The organism is Microlunatus endophyticus, assembly GCF_014646195.1.
GTDB lineage: Bacteria > Actinomycetota > Actinomycetes > Propionibacteriales > Propionibacteriaceae > Microlunatus > Microlunatus endophyticus.
In genome coordinates this window covers 120,905-141,714 of the sequence record NZ_BMMZ01000002.1, presented here as the reverse complement: position 1 = coordinate 141,714, position 20,810 = coordinate 120,905, and the positions used below count along the sequence as shown (strand labels likewise).

Below are 20,810 nucleotides of genomic sequence, written 5' to 3'. Positions count from 1 at the left end.
CGATGTGCGGTCCGGTCGATGTGCAGTCGGGCCCCCAGCCTAACCGGGCGATCCGTCCGACGCCGTCAGCGACCCCTCAGGATCGTGCCGCGTAATAGACCAGGCGGAACTTGCCGATCTGCACCTCGTCGCCGGCCTGCAGCAACTGCTCGTCGACCATCTGCCGATTCACGTAGGTGCCGTTCAGGCTGCCGATGTCCTTGACCACGACGCCGTCGTCGGTGAGGGTGAAGACCGCGTGCCGGCGGGAGACCGAGATGTCGTCCAGCAGGATGTCGGCCTCCTGACTGCGGCCGACGGTCGTGTGCTCGGTGTCCAGCAGGAACCGGCTGCCGGCGTCGGCACCGCGACGCACGATCAGCAGCGCTGAACCCTTCGGCAGTGCGCTCACCGCGGCCTCGTCGTCGGAGCTCAGCGCATCGTCGTCAGGCTCCGGCACCGCCGCCATCGTGCGGGTGGTGTCCAGGGATTCCGGGGCAGGCTTCTCCGGCCTCTGCAGCTGGGTGCCGCACTGGCTGCAGAAGTTGCTGGCCTCCGGGTTGGCATGGCCGCAGTTGGTGCAGTAAATCATCCGACAAACATCCGATCGACGTGTTCAGCTGTCCACGTGTTCAGCGTAGGCGTCCGCATCCAACAGGTCATCCAGATCGGTGCCGGCGGCAGTCTCCACCTCGAACAGCCAGCCGTCGCCGTACGGGTCGGTGTTGACCTGCTCGGGGCTGTCCTCCAGTGCCTGGTTGATCGCGGTGACGGTCCCCGAGACCGGGGAGAACACGTCGGAGACCGATTTGGTTGATTCCAGCTCTCCGCACGAGTCGCCGGCGGTCACCTCGTCCCCGACGGCCGGCAGCGAGACGAAGACGATGTCACCGAGCTGCTCGGCGGCGTACTCGGTGATCCCGATCCGCACGCCGGCCTCGTTGCCCTGACGGACCCACTCGTGCTCAGCGGTGTACTTCAGATCCTCGGGGTATTCGGGCACGAACTTGGCTCCTCGGTGTGTGCGCCTGCTGGTCGGTCACTGGTCATCGCTTCGCCGACGGCGACGATGCTGGGCGAGCGTACTGATTCTTCTTCTGGGTGTGCAAGGAGTCGATGTCGATCGTGGACTTGCGAACGATCTCGACCTGCCCTTGGGTGCTTCCGGTGACCTGGTCGGCGAAACCACCGCGGAAATCCGCGCCGGAGGCCAGACTGTCGCTGTCCCCGATCGCTTCAATCACCACGGGGCTGCCGATGGGTTGCCCGTCGACCGTCACGTTACCGGCAGTGCCCGCGAAGTAGGTAGTGGCCACCACTCGGTAGCTGTTGTCGATCTCGATCGCCTCCGCACCGGCGTCGCGGAGTTCCTCGATTCCCTCCAGCATCAGCTCCGGCGTCAGCTTTTGGTGCGGGTCGGTGACGGTGATCCGTACGCCCGGCCCCTCGGCCTTCTCGGTGCCGGCCAGAATGCCCAGATCGCCGATCCGCAGCCGGGTCTCGCTCCGGGCCACCTGCTGCCGGTTGGCGCCGGAACGGAGGTTGTCCCGGGTCTTCTGCAAATCCTCGATCTCGCCCTGCAGCCGGCGCGACTCGCTGTTCAGTCCGTCGAGGATCTGGACCAGATCGTCCTGCCGGGCATTGGCGTAGGTGTCGTCGGTGCGATTGCTCCGCACCTGCAATACGCCGCCGAACGCGACCAGGAACAACATCAGCGCAGCGATCAGCTGACCCTTGCCGGGCCGGGTGAAGGCACGCCGGATCCGGCGCCACGGGCCGGAACTCCCCTCGGTCCCTGAGCTTGTCGAAGGTCTGTCGTCCGCCCCTTCGACAAGCTCAGGGGTCTTGACGTCGGGCTCAGGGGTCTGCGCGTCGTCAGGCATGGAACAAGGCCCTCCGGATGGCTGCGGCGTTGGTGAAGATCCGGATGCCCAGCACCACCACGACGCCGGTGGACAGCTGGGACCCGACGCCGATCTGATCGCCTACGTAGACGATCGCGGCGGCGATCAGAACGTTGGAGATGAAGGACACCACGAAGACCCGGTCGGTGAAGGTCCCCTCCAGATAGGCGCGGAAGGCACCGAACAGGGCGTCCATGGCGGCCACGATGGCGATCGGCAGGTACGGCTGGAGGAAGTCCGGGACTCCCGGCTGGAGGACCAGGCCGAGGATGATGCCGGCGATCAGGCCGAGGATCGGGATCATCGCGTCCTTCCGCTCCGTACGGTCAGCCCGGGCACCGCCGCCAGGTGCAACTCCGAGCTGGTGGACACGTCGTAGCGCATGCCCTGTTCGTCCTTCAGCGAATTCCACCAGGGTCCGGCCGACGTCTCCAGCAACCGTGCCTGCAGCGTATCCGGATCACCGATCGCATCCACCTCGTACGGTCCCGTCAGCGACCGGTAGTTGACGGTGATCGCCTGGCCGGCCTCACGGATCGCACTGAGCGCGGTGAGCCGCTGCCCGTTGATCTGGATCGCCTCGGCTCCTGCCTGCCACAGGCCGTTGACCAGCACCTGCAGGTCCACGTCCAGCACCTGATTGTCACCGGCAGCCCCGGTGCCGTCGTCGACGACGATCTTCAGGCCCGGGCCGGTCACGGCACCGGCGCCGGTCACCGACTCCAGGCCGGCCAGCTGTTGACGCAGCTGCTGGTCCTCCGCGTCGTCGCCGAGCCCGTTGCTGCGCAGTCGGGCATTCTCTGCGGCCAGCGAGTCGGCCTGCTGACGCATCGCGTCACGACTGGTCTGGGCCGACTTGATCCGGGCGACGAGTTGGTCGCGCTCCTTCGCCGCCGCCGGCCTCGACCGGGTCGTCTGCAGGGCGGCGACGGTGAACAGGACGCCGATCACCACGATGATCACCGCGAACGCCAATCGCGACCGGTTGGTGTCCCGCTTGCGCCGGTCAGGTTGCCGCGCCGCGACCGCGGCGTAGTCAGGATCGACGGGCTGCTCGATGATCTGTTTGAGCAGATCCATGCTCGCGTCCGGGGCGTGCCTGGCCCGCCGACCGTCCGCCGAGGCATGAGCATCCACGCCGGTGACCTTAACGATTCCGCCGCCGGTTCGGGAATAGAGCATCCCGCCGGAAGGTCCCGGCTGTCGGGTCATCGGTCGGGTCATCGGTCGGGTCGTCGCTCGCCGTCCCGGTGGCTCGACCGTACAGCGTCCGGATCCGGGGGCCGACGACCGACCAGTCGTAGCGGCCCACCGCACGCCGAGCCCGAAGGTTGAGCAGCGTACGGTCCGAATCCAGCGCCCGGGTCACCGTACGGGCCAGAGCGGCGGGGTCCCCGGCCGGGAAGACGTAGCCGAGCGGATCGCCGCCGGCATCGCCGAGCAGATCGGTGAAGGCCGGCAGGTCGGAGGCAACCACAGTGGCGCCGGCAGCCATCGCCTCGATCAACACGATGCCGAAACTCTCCCGTTCCCGGTGCGGCGCGACGAAGACGTCGGCACCGCGCAGCAATGCGGTCCGCGTGCTGTCGTCGACCTGACCGGTGAGCACCCGGTCCACCGGTACGCCGCTGCGGCGGATGATCTTGTCCATCCGTGCCTGGCTGCCACTGCCGGCGATCACCACCTCGAGGTCGGGGCGGCGCTGTTTGATCATCGGCAGCGCGTCGAGCAGCACCTGCAGCCCCTTGCGCGGCTCCTGCAGCCGGCCGAGGAAGACCAGCCGCGGATGATCGCCGGCACGCCACGGGCCGGTCGCCGGACCGCCACCCTCATGATCAACACCGGCATGATCGAATTCGGCGAGCCGGAAACCGTTGGGGACCACGTCCGGATCGCGGTCCAGATGGCTCGTGACGACACCGCGGGCCGGTTCGGACACCGCGACCCCGATAGTGATCTTGTCGATCACCGGGCCGAGGACGAGACCGGCCATCCGCATCAGCGCCGACCTCGGAGTCGCGGTGTGATACGTCGCGACGACCGGTGCCCGGCTGGCCACCAGGGCGGCCAGGGACGCGCCCGGAGCGAGCGGTTCGTGGATGTGCACCAGATCGGGACGGACCAGACCGAGCCAGCGCCGTACCCGGACCTCGATGGCCGGCCCGAGACCGACCCGCGCGACCGAGCCGTTGTACGGCACCGGCACCGAACCGCCGGCCGAGGTGATCACCGCGGGGTCGACGCCGTACTGCCGGGCACGCCGCGGATCAAGATCACCGGGCGCCAGGATGTGGACCCGGTCACCAGCCGCCGTCAGGTAGCCGGCGAGCCCGAGAACATGGTTCTGTACGCCGCCGGGCACCGACAGTGAGTACGGGCAGACCAGGCCGACGGTCAACGGCTGCCGGGCATCTGGGAGATCTTCCGACAGACCGGCAGGAAGCAGTTCAGTCACGCTGATGCCCCGGCCGGGCCGCGGGTGAAGAAGGGCTGCATCAGATGCCAGTCCTGCGGGCGCCGGGCGATCCGGTCCGCGAAATAGTCAGCCTCGTCCTGGATCATCGCCACCAGGCCGGCCCGGCCCGGCCGGTGGGCGATCCGCGGGCCGATGTCGAGCCGCAGCCCGTCGTTGGTGAACCAGGTGACCATCGGGAACAGCGCCGCCCCGGTGCGCCGGGCAACCAGCGCCGGCCCGGCAGGCATGGTGACCGGGTGACCGTTCCAGGTCACCGGCACCCCGCTGCCCACCAGATCCCGGTCGGCGACCAGACAGATCAACCGGCCGCGGCGTACGGCCGCCATCAGCTCCGACAGCGCAGCCGGATCCCGGTGCCCGATCACCTGCATGCCCAGACCCTCGCGGAAGGCCAGGAACTCCTCGTACTCCGGTCCGGAAAGCTCCTCGGCGACCGTGCTGACCGGCATCCCGGTCAGGCAGGCCCAGGCGCCGGCGAGGTCCCAATTGCCGCTGTGCGGCAGGGCGATCACAGCGCCCTGATCGGCCATCGCCCGGCGCAGATCACCCTCGCCCGAAGTGCTCACCCGGGCGATGATCTTGGACCGACTCCAGCCCGGCAGCGAGAACATCTCCAGGAAATTCCGCAGATAGGAAGCGATCCCGGCCCGCAGCAGCTCCTGATCGGGCTCGCGACCGGTGGCGTATCGCAGGTTCTCGGCGTATTGGTCGATAGGGCGGCCGCCGCGGTCGACTGCGATCGCCGCGCCGGCGGAGATGACCATCTCCTGCAGCACCGCGGGGATGCGCGGGCCGACCCGCCAACCGAGCTGGTAGAGAAGCCGCAGCAGGACCGCCTGCGCCCCCTGCGGGCCGCTCGGACGCCGGCGCGGTGCCGGCTGATCAGGCACCTGCACCCCGGGCGTCCTGCTCGGTCGCCTGGTTGCGGACCTTGAGGATCCGCTGGAAGACGGTGAACGTGCTCATCACAGCCAGAGCGCTGACGGCGAGTTCCAGCACATACGGGATGCCGAGGCCTGCGAGCCAGGCCCCCATCAGGACGATCAGCAACCGGTCGGCGCGAGCAGCCAGTCCCCCGTCGGCGTGGTAGCCGAGGCTCTCGGCCCTGGCCTTGACGTAGGAAGTCAACTGCCCCATCACCAGCGCCCAGAGGGTGACCGCCGCCCAGATCGTCGTCCAGCCGAAGGCCGGAGTGCGGCCGGCGACCGAGTAACCGTAGACGAAGTAGAGCGTGATCCCGCCGAAGACCGCACCGTCGCCGACCCGGTCGAGGCTGGAGTCCAGGAAGGCACCCCACTTGCTGCTGCGGCCGGTGCTACGGGCCATCTGCCCGTCGACCATGTCGGAGAAGACGAAGATGAAGATCACCACAGTGCCCTGCCAGAGCCAACCTTGCGGGTAGCAGATGATCGCCCCGAGCATGACGCCGATCGTGCCGATGATCGTGATCACGTCCGGCGACACGTTGTGCCGGACGAAGAAGGCGGCGATCGGAGAGATCACCTTCGTCCAGGCTGCGCGGAATCGTTCGAGCATGATCAGCTCACTCCCTGTTCGGTGAGGGGATGGCCGGGATCGGTCCGGTCCGCGACCTGGGGCCAGGCCTTGTGCAGGAGTCTCCAGGTGTCGCCGAGGAGCTGCGGGATCGCCTTGGTCTGACCGATCACCGGCAGGAAGTTGCCGTCGCCGGCCCAGCGCGGGACCACGTGCTGGTGCAGATGCGCGGCGATCCCGGCACCGGCGACCGCGCCCTGGTTGATCCCGAGATTGAAGCCGTGAGGAGCGCTGACCTGGCGCAGCACGGACATCGACTGCGCGGTCAGCCGGCCGACCGCGATCCGTTCGTCCTCGGTCAGGTCGGTGTAGTCGGCTACGTGGCGATAGGGACAGACCAAGACGTGGCCCGGCGAGTACGGGTAGAGGTTGAGGACGACGAAAGCGAGTTCGTCGCGGTGCACCAGCAGCCCGGTCTCGTCGTCGTTGGTCGGGATCCGGCAGAACGGGCACGTTTCCGGGGTGCCGTCCGGCGGCTTGTTCTCGCCCTCGATGTAGACCATCCGGTGCGGGGTCCACAGCCGTTCGAACCCATCGGGTTCGCCGGCGAAGTCCGCTGCGCTCTCGTCGCTCATGTCGGATCCAAGCATGTCGGATCCAAGCATGCCGGATCAGGACGGCAGGTCCACAACGCCCCGCCCGGCCGTCGGGCAAACAGGCTGCTCGGAGCCCGCGCCGATCAATTGCGGGACATCGGCGACCGAGCCCAGGAGGTGGGTGTGCCGCTCGACGCCGAGTTCGGCGACGGTCCCGGCGCCGGACAGGACGCCGACGACATAGCCGGCACCGGCATTGATGCCGGCCTGCAGGTCACGCGGCGTGTCGCCGGCCACCAGCACCCGGGACCGAGCCGTCACACCGGCCAGCTCCATCGCCCGGAAGATCATGTACGGCGCCGGCCGGCCCTGCGCGACCTCGGAGCCGCAGACCACGCCGTCGACCACCGCGTCGCCGTCCCAGCCGAGCGCGGCGAGCAGCGTCGTGACGATCTCGCGGTCGAAGCCGGTGTTCAGGATCACTCGCACGCCCGCCTGCCGGAGCCGGCCGAGCGTCTCGACGACGCCGGGCAGCGGGACCGGTGGATGATCGGCGTAAGCAGCCCGCAGTCTGGTCCGGAAGTCCTCGACCACCGTGGCCAGCTGCTCAGGCCCGGGCCCGACACCGGACGACTCGGTCAGCAGCGCCTTCAGAGCCTCGTGCTTGGCCGCTCCGTGCCAGCGGGCGATGTCGGCATCACTGGGCGTTGCGCCGTGGGCCCGTGCGGTCTGGGCCAGGACCTTGTAGACCTGCTGGCCGTCGTCGACAGTGGTACCGGCGATGTCGAGCACCGCAAGATCGATGTCTGGCTGGGTCATCCGGGACCTCCTTCTGGACGCGACTGGACCGGAAACCGGTGTGAGGTCGCACCGATCTGCTACCCATTGCCATCCGCGGCCGTTCCACGCGCTGTCCGGAGCTGCGCCTACACCTGGACGCGGTCGGCGATCGCCCGGGTGATCTCGGCGATCGCCTCGTCCACCGGCACGCCGTTGCGCTGGGTGCCGTCGCGGAACCGGAACGACACCGCTCCGGCGTCGACATCCTGGCCGCCGGCGATCAACTGGTAGGGCACCTTCTGCTTGGTCCAGTTCCGGATCTTCTTCTGCATCCGGTCGTCACTGGTGTCCACCTCGACCCGAACGCCCGCCCGCCGCAGCTTGTCCGCGATGTCGACCAGATACCCGTCGAACTCCGCCGCGACCGGGATCCCGACGACCTGGACCGGGGCCAGCCAGGGCGGGAAGGCACCGGCGTAATGCTCGGTGAGCACACCGATGAACCGCTCGATCGAACCGAACTTGGCCGAGTGGATCATCACCGGCTGCTGCCGGGTGCCATCGGCCGCCTGATACTCCAGGCCGAATCGCGCCGGCTGGTTGAAGTCGTACTGGATGGTCGACATCTGCCAACTGCGGCCGATGGCATCCCGGGTCTGCACCGAGATCTTCGGGCCGTAGAAGGCGGCGCCGCCCGGGTCCGGGACCAGCTCGAGACCAGACTCGACGCCGACCTGCTCCAGAATGCTGGTGGCGGTCTCCCACTCCTCGTCGGTGCCGATGAACTTGTCCGACGCCGGGTCCCGGGTGGACAGCTCCAGGTAGTAGTCGTCCAGCCCGAAGTCGCGCAGCAGCCCGAGGATGAAATTCAGCAGGTGCTTGATCTCGGCCGGCGCCTGTTCCGGGGTGACGTAGGAGTGCGAGTCGTCCTGAGTCATCCCCCGGACCCGGGTCAGACCGTGCACGACGCCTGACTTCTCGTACCGGTAGACCGAGCCGAATTCGAAGAATCGCAGCGGCAGTTCGCGGTAGGACCGTCCGCGCGAACGGAAGATCAGGTTGTGCATCGGGCAGTTCATCGGCTTGACCCGGTACTGCGCGCCCTCCAACTCCATCGGCGGGAACATCGTCTCGGAGTAATACGGCAGATGGCCGGAGGTGTAGAAGAGGTTGTCCTTGGTCAGGTGCGGCGTACCGACGTAGGAGAAGCCCTCCTCGATGTGCCGGCGCCGGACGTAGTCCTCCATCTCCCGCTTCAGCACGCCGCCCTTCGGATGGAAGACCGCCAGCCCGGAGCCCAGCTCGTCAGGGAAACTGAAGAGATCGAGCTCCACACCGAGCTTGCGGTGATCACGTTTGGCCGCCTCAGCCATCCGGTGCTGGTAGTCGGCCAGCGCCTCCCGGCTCGGCCAGGCGGTGCCGTACACCCGCTGCAGCTGCTGGTTGTTCTGATCCCCCAGCCAGTACGCCGCCGAGCTGCGGGTGATCGCATACGCCGGGATGTAACCGGTGTGCGGCACATGCGGGCCGCGGCAGAGATCCTTCCACGCAACGGATCCGTCCCGCCGGACGTTGTCGTAGATGGTCAGCTGGCCGGCCCCGACCTCGACGCTCGCACCCTCTTCGTCAGCCGTCCCGTCACTGTTCAGCGCAGCCTTCTTGCCGATCAGTTCGATCTTGAACGGCTCGTCGGCCAACTCGTCCCGGCCCTCATCGTCGGTGATCTCGCGGCGGACGAATCGCTGCCGCTCCTTGATGATCTTGGTCATCTGCTTCTCGACGGCCTTGAGGTCGTCCGGGGTGAAAGGCTCGGAGACCTCGAAGTCGTAGTAGAAGCCGTCGGTGATCGGCGGACCGATGCCCAGCTTCGCCTCGGCGTACAGGGTCTGGACCGCCTGGGCGGCGACGTGCGCGGCCGAATGCCGCAGCACGTTGAGCCCGTCCTGGCTCTCGATCGAGACCGGCCGCACTTCGATCCCTGAGCTGGTCGAAGGCTCGGTGCCGTCCAGGATCGCGCGCGCCAGGTCGCGCAGTTCGCCGTTGATCTTGACCGCGACGACCGTACGATCCTCGCCGAACAGGTCAAGACCCGTCGTCTCGTCCGTGACCTCCTGCTCGGCGGCAGCGTTGTCACGCACAACGGTGATCTTGAACGACCCCACGGCTTCTCCTCACGGCTCCTGTCCCGCGCCACGGGTGCCGGCGCCGGAAATGCACAGCAAGCTTAGTGGTCCTCGGCGGGAGCCCGGTCGAGGGCGGCTGTGGTCGGCGCCCCGGTCAGCCGGCTGCGCCGACCAGCGTCCTGGACCGCCGGGCGGCAACCGATTCCAACTCGTCGGCGAAGATCTGCGACCAGTACGCCCAGTCGTATTCCGCCATGGCGAAGTCGTGGCCGCGCCGCCCCATCTGCTGCGCCAGACCGGGCCGGCCGGCCAGCTCGAGGACGGCGTCCACGACCGAATCCGGGCTGTCCCAGCCGACGACGACTCCCGACCCGCTCCGCCGGACGAGGTCGACAGCTGTCGGCAGGGGCGTCGTGACGAAGGGCACCCCGTAGGCGCAGTATTCGAGCAGCTTGGTCGGGATGCTGTGCCGATAGTTCGGAGAGTCCCGCAGCAGGGACAGCCCGGCGAGCGCACCACGGACCCGCTCGAGGGCCTGGGTCGCCGGCAAGAACCCGGTCCAGACCAGATCCTGCTCGGCCTGAGCCTGGAGCAGCAGATCCCGGGTGCGGTCGTCGTGGGTCGGCCCGATGACCTCCAGCCCGATCCGGCCGTCGGACCGTTCGCGCAGCAGTCGGCCGATCGTGGGCAGCAGGTGACTGCCGCGGGCAGCGGTCAGTGACCCGAGATAGATGACCCGGTCCTGGCCGGCCGGCACCAGATCCGGCGGCACGATCACCGCGTTGGGCACCACCCGATGTGGCCGGCTGAACCGCTCCTGGTAGGCCGTCTCGGCCAGCAGCAGGGTGAACTGCTGCTCGGCCCACTGTTCGGCGGACCGGACGAGCCGGGCGGTCGGGCCATGGACGGCGTCGGGCAGCCACTGTTTGGTGCCCAGCGATGCGGCGAGGTCCTCGTGCACATCCCAGACCAGCTGTGGCAGGTGCAGTCCGACGGTGGACGCCAAGAGCTCCGGGTCGTGGATCACGATCACGTCGTACCGGTCGCTGTGCCGTGCCAGCAGCTGCCGTACGGCGAGCAGCGCCCGGAGCCGGGACCGATTCCGGGACCGAGGAAGGGTCACCCGCCGCAGTCGGCTGCAGGCCTCGGGGCTGAGGTGCTCGGTGCCGAGTCCGACGTCGGGGGAGAACGCGGCCGCGTAGGTGACCTGCCAGCCCCGCTCCAGCAGGGCGGCGATCTGCCGGAACCAGATCCTGGAATCGCGGGGATCGTGCACGACCGTGATGACCAGTGCCCGACGTGGAGACTTCGACAACATCAGCGGTGATCCCATCCGGCCGGTCAGAGCCGCTCGACAGTCGTACCGGTTGTGACACCCCGCGTGTCGAGCAGCCGGCGGGCCGCCCCGGCGACCGCCTCGAGGTCGTAGGCCCGGTGCGGCTGCAGCAGCACACAGATGTCTGCCTCCCCGATCGCCGCCGGTAGGTCGGCCACCGAGTGCAAGCTCTCGCCGTCGAGGTCCCATCGGGTGACGAAGGGATCGTGATAGGACACCTCCGCTCCCAGCGTCCGCAGGATCCGGATCAGGGGTGCGGCCGGGGTCTCCCGGGTGTCGGCGACATCGGCCTTGTAGGTGATACCGAGCAGCAGCACCTTCGCATCGGCGAGGTCGATGCCGTCGGCACCGAGCCGGCCGCCGATCCGTTCGGCGACGTAGGCGGGCATCGAGTCGTTGATCTCCTGAGCCAACTCGACAAACCGGAAGGGCTGGCCCAGCCGGGCGCGTACGTTGTGGGAAAGATAGCGCGGATCGATCGGGATGCAGTGTCCGCCCACCCCGGGACCCGGCCGGAACGCCTGGAAGCCGAAGGGCTTGGTCGCGGCGGCATCGATCACGTCCCAGAGGTCGATCCCCACCTCCCGGCAGAACCGGACCATGTCGTTGACCAGTGCGATGTTGACATGCCGATAGGTGTTCTCCAGCAGTTTGGCCATCTCGGCCTCCCGGGTGCCGCGGACCCGGACGACGTCGGAGACCAGCTTCTGGTAGAACATCGCCGCCCGGTCACCGCAGGCGGGCGTGTGACCGCCGACGATCTTGGGGATGTTGCCGACGCCGAACAGGGTGTTACCGGGGTCGATCCGCTCCGGGGAGAACGCGAGGTTGAAGTCGACTCCCGCGACCAGCCCGTTCGCCTCCAGCAGCGGCCGGACGACCTCGTCGGTGGTCCCGGGGTAGGTGGTCGACTCGACGACCACGAGCATCCCCGGACGCAGCTGCGCGGCAACCTCGCGGGCGGCCCTCCGCAACGGGCGAAGGTCAGGCTCACCGTCATCGGTCAGCGGGGTGGGCACACAGATCACCACGTCGCCGGCATCGGCGATCTCGGCGAAGTCGGCCGTTGCCCGGTAGCCGTCGGTCACCATCGCGGCGATGTCGGAATCGGAGAGATCGTCGACATGGCTGCGGCCCGCATTGAGCCCGGCCACCCGTTCGGCATCCAGGTCGACACCGATGACGTCGAGTCCGGCCTTGATCGCCTCGCGGGCCAGCGGCAGTCCCACATAACCCTGCCCAACGATCGCGACTCGACTCATCACGTTAACCTGCTATTCATCGAAAGGAAATTCTGAATATGTCCGGTCTCGAGTCCCGATGGGCTATGGAAACGGTGATATTCAGTGGCGACAACAGCACGACGCATCACGTTAACCCGATATTCATTGACCACCGACCTCGAATCCTCTGCGGCCCTTCGAGCAACCACTGACATGCAATGGAATACGTACGTGATGCTACCAAAATCGTCCGCTCAATTCTCGTCACTCACCCATCTTGTGACAGTGAAAACAAGAACACGCGCTCATCAGGAGTTAGCCCCTCGGCGCCGACGGTGCATCGCAGCGCGGTGCCGTAGGTGCGGCGCAGGCGTTTCCAGTACGCGATCCGATCGACCTCGGTCGGCGACCGGGGCACCAACTCGGGTGGGTAGCCGTATTTGCGGGCGACGGCGAATGCGGGCGCGTCCAGCAACAGCACCGGCCGGAAGGCCGCGGTGATCAACTGGATCTCCGCGAGTTCGTCGACCACCGTCTCCAGCCCGTCGGCGGGCACCCGGGTGAGATCGACCAGCAGGACCGGCAAAGTGTCACGACCGACGCCACCCAGCAGCTTCCCAGCGGTCAGATCGGCGCCGCGGCCATCGGCACCGACCTCCGTCATCCAGAGCCTGCGAGCAAGCCGGCGGAGCAGGTCGTTGTCGCGGAGCCACGGGATGACCATCCGCCGCGCGGCCGGGACACCGGGCACCTTGCGCCCGGCGCGGGCCAGACCGGCCACCAGATCGCGGCTGCTCATGTCCTACCCCGGTGCAGATCGGTGAGCAGCCGCGCCGCATCGACGGCTCCGTTGCCGGGGTCCATCGCCGTGACCTTGGCGATCATCTCGTCGCCGTGCTCGAGCAGTTCGGCCAGCATCGGGACGGTTCCTGACTCCGACACCCGGGGGGCGCAGAGCGACCAGCCCTGATCGGCGGCCCACCGCGCCCGCCGGCCCTGGTCGTCCAGCGCGCTGTTGCGCTTGGGGATGAACAGCGTCGGGGTCCCGAAACGCAACAACTCGTGGAACGAGTTGTAGCCGGCAGCCGAGATCGCGACATCGAATGCGCGCTGATAGGTCGCCAGCGGAATCGGATTGATGACATGCACATCGTCGGGCAGCGCGACATCCGGAGCGACCACCGACTGCGTGACGCAGATCTCCAGGCCCACCCGACGGCAGGCGGCGATCGCCGCCGCGGTATCACTGGTCACGTCCTCGACCGCTCCCCCGCTGAAGGCGACCAGCGCGATCCGGCCGCCGGTCGGCAGGCCGAGTTCCCGCCGGGCCGCATGCCTGGTCAGCAGCTCGTCCTCGTCAAGCAGTGTCACCGGCGGGATCCGCACAGCCGGTGCCGAGGCAGTGGCCCCGATGTCACCCGCCGAGGCGAAGTCTCCGGGCTCGATCACCGCGTCGAACCAGGCCGCCTTCTTCAGCTGGTCCCGGCTGCGACCGGGCTGCCACATGCCCCGGCGCGACCAGACCCACAGCGGATCGGGATGGGTCGAGCGGAGCTCCTCGATCCCGTTGTAGGGCCAGGTGCCGTCGAAGACGACGACCGCCGGCCGGACCCGGCGCAGGACCGCGCCGATCCGGTCGGTGAAGATCGGCTGCCAACTGCTCGGATCCATGCCGAGCCCGGCTGCCGAGGGGACGTACTCGTACGACATCCCCAGCCTGCCGACCGCCGCGACTCCCTGCGACAGCGACACCACGTGCGGCTGGAAGTGCGTGGCCCGTCGCGCGTACGCCATCAGTCGCATCAGGTGCCCCATGCCGGTGCCGTTGCTGCTGACCAACAGCAGCTTCGGACGCTCGTCGGCGGCCCGCGTCGCCGGCGTTCCTCGCAGTCGCGAAGCGGAGTGCCCGCTCTGCTCGCCACCAGCCTGAGGAGTGCGGGCCTCCAGCCCGCTCAGTGCCTGGATCCGGTCCACGTGCACCTGACGGGAGAACCGCCGGCGCGCCGTCGCGCGGGCATGCTCGGAGATCCGAAGCCACAGGTTGGTGTCCCGGTGCAACGACCGTACGACCTCCTGGATCCCGGCCGGTTCGGCGTACAAGGCAGCGTCTGCGAAGATCGTTTCGAACACCGGCGGCAGGACCACCGGGACTCCGGCGGCCATGGCCTCCAGCACGTTCCGGCCGAACGCCTCGATCCAGCGCGGATCGGTGTAGTACACGTAGGTATCGATGCCCTGCAGGAATTCGCGCGGTTCGCGGGTGCCGAATTCCCAGACCCGCCAGGAGTCCGGCAGCTGAGAGCCCAGCACGGCGCGCGCGGACCGGGCGCCGCCGAGGACCCGGACCTCGACCGAGCCGTCCTCCGGGTAGGCCGCCAGCAGCTCAGCCCGCTCCCGCGGCCACTTCGCCGCGACATCACGGCTGTGCCGGCCGATCACCGGACGGTCACCGGCCGGGGCGTCGTGCTCGACGTGCCAGCTCCGCGCATCGATCACGTTGACCCAGTCGTCAGCGATCAGCCGCAGGTCCCCGCCCGCGGCCAGCAGCTGGCCGCGGATCCGGGACGACAGCGGCGCCCACAGCGGATCGAGTCCGAACCGCTGGCGAACCAGCCGGTTGATGCGGGCCGGGTCGAATTCTCGCGCGCCATCCGGGGCGATCATCGTGGAGTTGACGATCACGACCACCTGCTCGGTGGTGATCGGCGGCAGCTGGTCGGATGCCTGGTCAAGGACCGTCGGGTGCCGGATCAGGGTGATCGCTGCCCGGACCGGGTCGTGACCGATGAGCAACCGGGCCGAACCGTCGGCGAGCTGTTCGGTGATCCGCGGATTGAATCCGGTGACGCGGGCGACCAGCGGCCCGTTCAGGTGGATCAGCCCGGTGGTCCAGCCGGCGCCGGCCTGGGCCGCGATCTCCTCGGCGATGCTGGCAGCGGTGCCGCCGGCGAAGCGGAAGTCGGAGATGTCCAGGACGTCGACGACCCTCATCGCGGCTTGCCGGCGATGATCATGAAGTTCTTGGGATATCCGGTCCGGGTGTACTTCCACTCCTGGTCCAGTCGGTAGAACAGGCCCGCCAAGAGCAACCCCAGCCCTCGGGCGGCGCCCAGCAACACCCTGGCGCGCCCGGCCCGCCACCTGCCCAGGCCGGAGGGAACCGTTCTGGGCAGGTGCCGGTGCATACCCTCGAACTGGTAGCCAACCGTCCCGAAGTAGCCCTCCATCCACTCCATCGTCTGCACCGAGAAGCCCGCATCGGAGAAGAGCTTTCGCAGCCCGAACTGGGTGTACCGGAAGAAGTCGTACGGCTTCTGGTGCTCCTCGTAGAACAGCGGAACAGTACAGATGAGCTCTCCCCCGGGCTTGGTCACGCGATACAGCTCCCGCAGGGCCGAGGCCGGGTCAGGCAGATGCTCCAAAACCTGATTGAGAAGAACGCGGTCATACCGGCCGTCCTCCACCGGGATGTCGGTCAGATCGCAGATATAGGTCTGGTCCGCCTGCAGCAACTTGAAGTCAGCGGACTCGTACGTCGCATGCTTGAAGAAGCCGCGATATGGCGCCCTTCCGGCACCGGCGTCCAGGACGAGCATGCCCGGCTTCGTGGCCTTGGCGAATGTCCGGTTGTAGCGGGCCAGATACTGGCGGGAGGAATTTCGGAACCAGCGCTTCTTCCATTCCGGTAACTGCCGTCGTGGTGTCGCCACGGGACGACTCAGTCGCCGGGTCAGATCTGAGCGAACGGTCATGACACCTTTTCGTCGGCCGAATTTCGATCTCACGCGCTCGGGGTGAACGCGGGCTCATCGTAACTTGCCCATGCCCGGCCGGACCCCTCGGATGAGCCTTGTCGATCGAATCTCTGGTTCGTCGAATTTCGTTTCCATACCGTTCATATCGGCGTTGCTGAATCGGCACTTTCTGGCCGCCGACAATGCGCTCTGTGATCGCGGTATTCCGTACGAGCACTGCTACGGTTTTGATGTCCGAAAGCGTGCGTCGTCGTCAAAGCTATCGCCGGAAGAGAGAACAGAATCGTGCCTGAAGACAATGCCAAGGTGGCACGGGTGCTGGACCAGCTTCGCAAGGAGTTGGCCAATGCCCGCAGGATCCCCACGGGCGGGATCGCCTCCCACCGACGGCCGGCAACGAACGGGTCGGCGGAGGACTCGCCCGTCGAGCAGCCGGACGGCTCGGCTTCGGCTGACCAGCGGTTCGACGCCATCCAGGGCAGGCTGGACAAGTCCCTTCGGCTCTTGGAGCAGATCCGCAAAGAGCTGAACATCGCCCGCAACATCCCCTCGACCGGCATCACCCTGCGGCAGCGGTCTGTCGAAGAGGGCGTCGACCTGATCAACTCGGACCGGCGGTTCGACACCATGCAGGTCACCCTCGACAACTCCCGGACCATCGCCGCCGGCCTGCAAGCGGTGACGCTGACCGGCCAGGTCGCAGAATTCGGCGTCTACAGGGGCACATCGTTGACCCAGATCGCCAAATTCTTCAAGGACCTGACCGTCCACGGCTTCGACAGCTTCGTCGGCCTTCCCGAGGCATGGGGTGGCACGGCCAATGTCGCCGGCTCCTTCGACATCGGCGCTCAACCGCCCACGATCCCGGTCTCGAATGTGGAGTTCCACGTCGGCTGGTTCGACGACACCGTGCCCGTCTACGGCGACCGCTTCGACGGCCCGTTCGCCTTCTGTCATCTCGACGCCGACCTGTACAGCTCGACGAAGACCGTCTTCGACAAGCTGGAGCGATGGTTCGTGCCGGGCACGGTCGTCGTCTTCGACGAGTACTTCGGCTACTACGGCTGGCAGCAGCACGAGCACAAGGCCTTCACCGAATTCCTCGACCGCACCGGTCTGAGCTTCGAGGCGATCAGCCTCGGCCACATGAATCTGGCCGTACGCCTCACCGACGGCTGAGCGCGCCGTCCCCGCACTTCCACTCTGCACTTCCACTCTGCACTTCCACCCAGCAGGCAGATTTCTCCGAGGGGTATCCGTGGTTGACGGATCGAAGGTCCTGACGGTCGGCGTACCAGTCTTCAACGGCCGGGACCTGCTGCGCAGCTGTCTGAAGTCGATCTCCGGCTCGACGCTGGCGCATGATCGCTACGAGATCGTCATCGTCGATGACGGGAGCACGGCGCCGGAGACGCTGGAGATCCTCGCCGACTTCGAGCGAGAACATGCACAGACGCCGGGATTCGTACGCGTCATCCACTCCGCCGAGAACTCCGGCGGCGCGGCACGGCCCCGTAACCGGATCCTGGACGAGGCGAGCGGTGACTACATCTTCTTCGTCGACGCCGACGACACGATCGGGACCGAGGCGCTGGCTCGGATCGCCGGCTACCTCGCTCACGAGAGGATCGACTGGATCTCGGTCAACCAGGTAGCGGTCAACGGCCGGACAAGCGTCTTCACGTTCGCCCAGCCGTACGCCGAGAAGCCCCGGATGCGGGCGCTGTCCACGCTCACCTGCCACAAGGTGTTCCGGCGCGCCGAGATCGAGCGTCAGGGGCTGAGATTCTCCGAAGCGCTGCCCTCCGGGCAGGATGTTGCGTTCGCCTTCGCCTTCATCCTCCGGGCATCCCGGTTCGTCTATCTCGGCAGTTACGACTACTACTTCCTGACCCAGCACGCCGACGACCCGACCGAGCCAGCGCACTTGTCGCGAAGGGCCAACGCTCCGGCGGCCAACATCGAGAAGAGCTATCGGATCCTCGAAGCGATGATCGAGGCACTGCGCGAGAGCGAGCTCGAGGATTCCGAACGGCGTGCGATCGTTTCCACGAGAGTGCTTCCCCGGATCCTGATGCGGCACCGCTACCTCGCGTCGATGCTCGCCCTCGGGAAGCCGGCGGGCCCGGTCGAGCTACGGCGACTTGCAGACCTGTTGCGCGACCCGGTGCTCGCCGGCGCGGATCCGGCGGGGGCCGAAGGCCTGACCGGGACGCTGTTGGCCGGCGTGCTGCGCTCGGACTGGGATGGCGTCGTCGCGCAATTGAGCGGTAAGCCGAACGCTGCGCCGGCCGCCAAGGCGAGCACCGGGCCGACCACGGAGACGAGCACCGGGCCGACCACGGAGACGAGCACCCAGGCACTGCTGGCCGCCGTCGTCGAGGAACTGGCAGCACTGCGCAGGACCGTCGACAAGATCGCCGCCGACCAGCAGCGGCTCGAGACCAACCTGCGAGCGGAGTTCCAGTTGCGGGACATGGTCGCTCCCCGATCCGATGATCAGTCGCCCGGCATGGTGACACCGATCAATGCCGGCTGGCAACTGTCTCCGCAGGGACTCCACGAGGTCGTCCGGCGGGTCCTGATCGACAAGCCGCGCTTGGTTGTCGAGTGCGGCAGCGGCGCATCGACGCTGTGGATCGCACGGGCCTTGCGGCAGGTTGGCGGAGGACGGCTCGTCTCGTTGGAGAATTCCGCAGAGTGGGTCGAGGCCGTGACGACGATGGTCCGCCGCGAGGGCCTGGACAATGTCGAGGTCCGCCACGCTCCGATCGAGCAGACCCCGGTCGGAGCGGAGTTGCGCCCCTGGTACGCGGTCGAGGCGATCGCCGATCTGACCGGGATCGATCTGCTCCTGGTCGATGGCCCCGTCGGCAAGACCCATCCGCTGGCTCGCTACCCCGCAGTTCCGCTACTGCGGTCGAAACTGAGCGACGGCGCAACCGTCCTGCTGGACGACTACAACCGTCGCCAGGAGCGCGAGACGGTCAACCGCTGGCTCGTGGAGTATCCCGAGCTGGAGCCCGGCCGGCGGGTCGACCATCTGGCTGTCCTCACCGTCCCGTCGGCCTGACCCGCCACGGGTGCCCGATACTGCTCACTGATCGGCCGCAACCCCTGGGTACCCCTGCGGAATCCACTGCTGACGCAGCTCGTCGTAGCGGCGGAAGTAGCGCTTCAGCTTCTCGTCGGTCTTCTGGCCGCCGTGATTGTAGAAGTACGGACCCTTCACCCAGGACCGGTCCAAGGGCGTCAGCGAGAAAGGCGACATCGCCAACCAGTACGACACCATCGACTGGTCGTAGACCGGCCACCGCACGTCGAGCCGGTCCCGATCCCACGATTTGCCCTTGTCGATCTGGATGTCGTCGACGCTCAGGACTCCGCGCAGATACTGGCGGAAGTCACGGGACAACAGCAGGATGGCGCCGTTCACGTAGTTGGTGCGATACCGGTCCGGGTCGGGGAATTCCCTGCCCAGCCAGCCGTCCTCGAGCAATGTGCCGTCTCGCTGGTGCATCTGGCGGATTCCCGCAATGGTCGCGTCGGAGTGCTCCTGGAAGATGTCGGGCGCTTCGGGCGAGATGAGGATGTCGGTGTCCAGGTAGAGGATCTGGTCATAGTCATCGAACCGCTCGTCAAGGAGTTGGAAGCGCTCCATCGCCGGGCCGCCGTGATAGCCGCGGCCCCACCATCGGGGATGGGCTCCCAGCTCGTATTCCACGCCGTGCTTCATGGCATAGAACGCGACCGTCTCCACCGACGCCATCGCCATCCGCTTGCGATGCACCCCGTCGTACGGCCGCTTGGTGTCGACGTGGAACTGCCAGATGAGATTGCGCATGACGTCCCTGTCAGAGCCCGGCCGCGGGCCGGCCGAACGGTTGCCTGGACTGTTCTTCGGCGGACAGCCGTAGCTCGGCAACCGCGACCTCCTCGGCCACCTCGTCCCGGTAGCGGGCGTACACCTCGGACTTCGACCTGCCGGTCAGGATCGCGTCCAGCACGACCCGAGCGATCCCGGAAACCCGTGCGGCCATCTCGTCCATCGGCTCGGCCGTCGGGCCGGCAAGTCCCTCGAACCGCCGATCGTTGGGATCTCTCGGACGCCAGTCGACGCTGAGCCCACACGACAGTGCCGGGAGCAGGGTGTGCAACCGCGACGTCACGATCCGGGAGTATCGGCTGCGGTAGGCGTACTGCCGCCGCACCGCCCTGCCGAGGGACTCGGCGAGTGGCAGTTCACGCAGGGCATTGTCCAGGCTGCGCAGGGCGACCACGCCTGCGGCGTCCTGCGGCGGCTCGACATCGACGTAGGCCACCGGCTTTGTCCGATCAGGATGGACCGGCGGGAACAAGGATCCGATCGTCGTGGTGACACAGCCCGAGAAATAGGCCGGGATCCCCCGGCCTCGAAGGATCCGCACCGTTGGCCAGTCCCGGCAGCCGATCGGCGCGTGCTCGCGCAGGTAGTCGTACGCCTTGTCCGACAGCTGGTCGCCGCGGCTGATGTGGAAGGACAGGAAGATCGGAATGATCCGCGGGTTCAGCCAGAACTCCGGGTGCCGACCGAACGGCAGCTTGAAGTACCACCCGAAGACGAAGGCCCAGGTCGGTTCAGGCAGCGAGTCGTACCAGGACGCGTCGCGGTTGACCTCCACCAACCGGAGCGTCCCGGACGGACCGTCGATCCGGCTGCCGGCGGGCATCCTCGATCGCAGCCGGTTGAACAGGCCCGCGACCTCGTCGTCTCCGGTGAACCGGACGTCGGGCCGGCGGATGACGTGGGACATCATTGCGATCGTCTGCACCCAGTCGCCGATGTTCCGCGATGCCGCTTCGTAGTCCGGTGTGCGGTAACCGAGGACGGCGAACGGGATCTCGCCGGACCGCAACCGTGGCACGGGAGCGGGCTCGGCGAGCTGTCTGGCCCACGGCACCAGCCGGTCAAGCCGGACCCGTTGGGCTCGGCTTAAATCCTGGCGGATCGTCAATCGCTCGGCCAGCTGTCCGCTCAGCGGGCTGCGCACCGCGACCAGATTCGACAGCGCGCTGACCCAGGCGTCGGCGGCTCGTACCGAGACACCCGACGCGGTCCTGTGCTGCCCGGTCGTGGGCTGCCCGGTCGTGGGCTGTGCTGGCAT

Annotated in this window: 20 protein-coding genes; 2 read left to right on the top strand and 18 right to left on the bottom strand. The window is 67.6% G+C overall.

Features of this window, described 5'->3' with window-relative positions:
* Positions 1-76 precede the first annotated feature (76 nt).
* From IEY07_RS04340 to IEY07_RS04265, 16 genes are all read right to left on the bottom strand, one after another.
* On the bottom strand, positions 77-571 hold the full coding sequence (locus tag IEY07_RS04340; protein ID WP_188893960.1) for an FHA domain-containing protein: 495 nt from the start codon (positions 569-571) through the stop codon (positions 77-79).
* A gap of 24 nt (positions 572-595) precedes the next feature.
* The gene (gene gcvH, locus IEY07_RS04335; protein WP_188893959.1) at positions 596-982 is read right to left on the bottom strand and encodes a glycine cleavage system protein GcvH; all 387 of its coding nucleotides are present in this window, start codon (positions 980-982) and stop codon (positions 596-598) included.
* Positions 983-1,025: 43 nt separating this feature from the next.
* A complete protein-coding gene (locus IEY07_RS04330) occupies positions 1,026-1,862 on the bottom strand; it encodes a DUF881 domain-containing protein (RefSeq protein WP_188893958.1) in 837 nt (278 codons plus the stop codon).
* A complete protein-coding gene (locus tag IEY07_RS04325) occupies positions 1,855-2,187 on the bottom strand; it encodes a small basic family protein (protein WP_188893957.1) in 333 nt (110 codons plus the stop codon). The genes IEY07_RS04330 and IEY07_RS04325 overlap by 8 nt, the downstream gene beginning before the upstream one ends.
* Positions 2,184-3,020, bottom strand: coding sequence for a DUF881 domain-containing protein (locus IEY07_RS04320; RefSeq protein WP_188893956.1), 837 nt, complete (start codon positions 3,018-3,020; stop codon positions 2,184-2,186). Before IEY07_RS04320 ends, IEY07_RS04325 begins: the two co-directional genes overlap by 4 nt.
* 10 nt (positions 3,021-3,030) lie before the next feature.
* On the bottom strand, positions 3,031-4,338 hold the full coding sequence (locus IEY07_RS04315) for a glycosyltransferase family 4 protein (RefSeq protein WP_188893955.1): 1,308 nt from the start codon (positions 4,336-4,338) through the stop codon (positions 3,031-3,033).
* Positions 4,335-5,255, bottom strand: coding sequence for a phosphatidylinositol mannoside acyltransferase (locus tag IEY07_RS04310; protein WP_188893954.1), 921 nt, complete (start codon positions 5,253-5,255; stop codon positions 4,335-4,337). The genes IEY07_RS04315 and IEY07_RS04310 overlap by 4 nt, the downstream gene beginning before the upstream one ends.
* Positions 5,242-5,895, bottom strand: coding sequence for a phosphatidylinositol phosphate synthase (pgsA, locus tag IEY07_RS04305; RefSeq protein ID WP_188893953.1), 654 nt, complete (start codon positions 5,893-5,895; stop codon positions 5,242-5,244). Before pgsA ends, IEY07_RS04310 begins: the two co-directional genes overlap by 14 nt.
* Before the next feature lie 2 nt (positions 5,896-5,897).
* Positions 5,898-6,488: an HIT family protein gene (locus tag IEY07_RS04300; protein ID WP_188893952.1), complete on the bottom strand. Its 591-nt coding sequence runs from the start codon at positions 6,486-6,488 to the stop codon at positions 5,898-5,900.
* Positions 6,489-6,524: 36 nt separating this feature from the next.
* A complete protein-coding gene (locus IEY07_RS04295) occupies positions 6,525-7,268 on the bottom strand; it encodes a phosphonatase-like hydrolase (RefSeq protein WP_188893951.1) in 744 nt (247 codons plus the stop codon).
* A 107-nt stretch (positions 7,269-7,375) separates the two neighbouring features.
* Positions 7,376-9,391, bottom strand: coding sequence for a threonine--tRNA ligase (gene thrS / locus IEY07_RS04290; protein ID WP_373288803.1), 2,016 nt, complete (start codon positions 9,389-9,391; stop codon positions 7,376-7,378).
* 115 nt (positions 9,392-9,506) lie between these two features.
* The gene (locus IEY07_RS04285; RefSeq protein WP_188893950.1) at positions 9,507-10,685 is read right to left on the bottom strand and encodes a glycosyltransferase family 4 protein; all 1,179 of its coding nucleotides are present in this window, start codon (positions 10,683-10,685) and stop codon (positions 9,507-9,509) included.
* Between the two features lie 8 nt (positions 10,686-10,693).
* The gene (locus IEY07_RS04280) at positions 10,694-11,950 is read right to left on the bottom strand and encodes a nucleotide sugar dehydrogenase (protein ID WP_188893949.1); all 1,257 of its coding nucleotides are present in this window, start codon (positions 11,948-11,950) and stop codon (positions 10,694-10,696) included.
* Between the two features lie 229 nt (positions 11,951-12,179).
* Entirely contained in the window at positions 12,180-12,710 is a 531-nt protein-coding gene (locus IEY07_RS04275; protein ID WP_188893948.1) for a hypothetical protein, read from the bottom strand.
* Positions 12,707-14,902, bottom strand: a complete 2,196-nt coding sequence (locus IEY07_RS04270; protein ID WP_188893947.1) for a glycosyltransferase — start codon at positions 14,900-14,902, stop codon at positions 12,707-12,709. Before IEY07_RS04270 ends, IEY07_RS04275 begins: the two co-directional genes overlap by 4 nt.
* Positions 14,899-15,663 carry a class I SAM-dependent methyltransferase gene (locus IEY07_RS04265; protein ID WP_188893946.1) on the bottom strand — a complete coding sequence of 255 codons (765 nt, stop codon included), beginning with the start codon at positions 15,661-15,663 and terminating at the stop codon, positions 14,899-14,901. The genes IEY07_RS04270 and IEY07_RS04265 overlap by 4 nt, the downstream gene beginning before the upstream one ends.
* A 288-nt stretch (positions 15,664-15,951) precedes the next feature.
* Between IEY07_RS04265 and IEY07_RS04260 the strand changes: the two genes are divergently transcribed.
* A complete protein-coding gene (locus IEY07_RS04260) occupies positions 15,952-16,845 on the top strand; it encodes a class I SAM-dependent methyltransferase (RefSeq protein WP_188893945.1) in 894 nt (297 codons plus the stop codon).
* Between the two features lie 79 nt (positions 16,846-16,924).
* Positions 16,925-18,739: a glycosyltransferase gene (locus tag IEY07_RS04255; RefSeq protein ID WP_188893944.1), complete on the top strand. Its 1,815-nt coding sequence runs from the start codon at positions 16,925-16,927 to the stop codon at positions 18,737-18,739.
* A 24-nt stretch (positions 18,740-18,763) separates the two neighbouring features.
* Here the strand turns inward: IEY07_RS04255 and IEY07_RS04250 are convergent, their stop codons facing one another.
* Both IEY07_RS04250 and IEY07_RS04245 read right to left on the bottom strand, forming a co-directional pair.
* A complete protein-coding gene (locus IEY07_RS04250) occupies positions 18,764-19,510 on the bottom strand; it encodes a hypothetical protein (protein WP_188893943.1) in 747 nt (248 codons plus the stop codon).
* Positions 19,511-19,520: 10 nt separating this feature from the next.
* Positions 19,521-20,810: a glycosyltransferase family protein gene (locus tag IEY07_RS04245; protein ID WP_188893942.1), complete on the bottom strand. Its 1,290-nt coding sequence runs from the start codon at positions 20,808-20,810 to the stop codon at positions 19,521-19,523.

What these genes read in the sequence shown, in the direction of transcription:
- IEY07_RS04270 (WP_188893947.1), bottom strand. Translation starts at nt 14,902, where the DNA reads ATGAGGGTCGTCGACGTCCTGGACATCTCCGACTTCCGCTTCGCCGGC.
- IEY07_RS04280 (WP_188893949.1), bottom strand. Translation starts at nt 11,950, where the DNA reads ATGAGTCGAGTCGCGATCGTTGGGCAGGGTTATGTGGGACTGCCGCTG.
- IEY07_RS04265 (WP_188893946.1), bottom strand. Translation starts at nt 15,663, where the DNA reads ATGACCGTTCGCTCAGATCTGACCCGGCGACTGAGTCGTCCCGTGGCG.
- IEY07_RS04250 (WP_188893943.1), bottom strand. Translation starts at nt 19,510, where the DNA reads ATGCGCAATCTCATCTGGCAGTTCCACGTCGACACCAAGCGGCCGTAC.
- IEY07_RS04245 (WP_188893942.1), bottom strand. Translation starts at nt 20,810, where the DNA reads ATGCCAGCACAGCCCACGACCGGGCAGCCCACGACCGGGCAGCACAGG.
- IEY07_RS04300 (WP_188893952.1), bottom strand. Translation starts at nt 6,488, where the DNA reads ATGAGCGACGAGAGCGCAGCGGACTTCGCCGGCGAACCCGATGGGTTC.
- IEY07_RS04340 (WP_188893960.1), bottom strand. Translation starts at nt 571, where the DNA reads ATGATTTACTGCACCAACTGCGGCCATGCCAACCCGGAGGCCAGCAAC.
- IEY07_RS04330 (WP_188893958.1), bottom strand. Translation starts at nt 1,862, where the DNA reads ATGCCTGACGACGCGCAGACCCCTGAGCCCGACGTCAAGACCCCTGAG.
- IEY07_RS04275 (WP_188893948.1), bottom strand. Translation starts at nt 12,710, where the DNA reads ATGAGCAGCCGCGATCTGGTGGCCGGTCTGGCCCGCGCCGGGCGCAAG.
- pgsA (WP_188893953.1), bottom strand. Translation starts at nt 5,895, where the DNA reads ATGCTCGAACGATTCCGCGCAGCCTGGACGAAGGTGATCTCTCCGATC.
- IEY07_RS04285 (WP_188893950.1), bottom strand. Translation starts at nt 10,685, where the DNA reads ATGGGATCACCGCTGATGTTGTCGAAGTCTCCACGTCGGGCACTGGTC.
- IEY07_RS04325 (WP_188893957.1), bottom strand. Translation starts at nt 2,187, where the DNA reads ATGATCCCGATCCTCGGCCTGATCGCCGGCATCATCCTCGGCCTGGTC.
- IEY07_RS04295 (WP_188893951.1), bottom strand. Translation starts at nt 7,268, where the DNA reads ATGACCCAGCCAGACATCGATCTTGCGGTGCTCGACATCGCCGGTACC.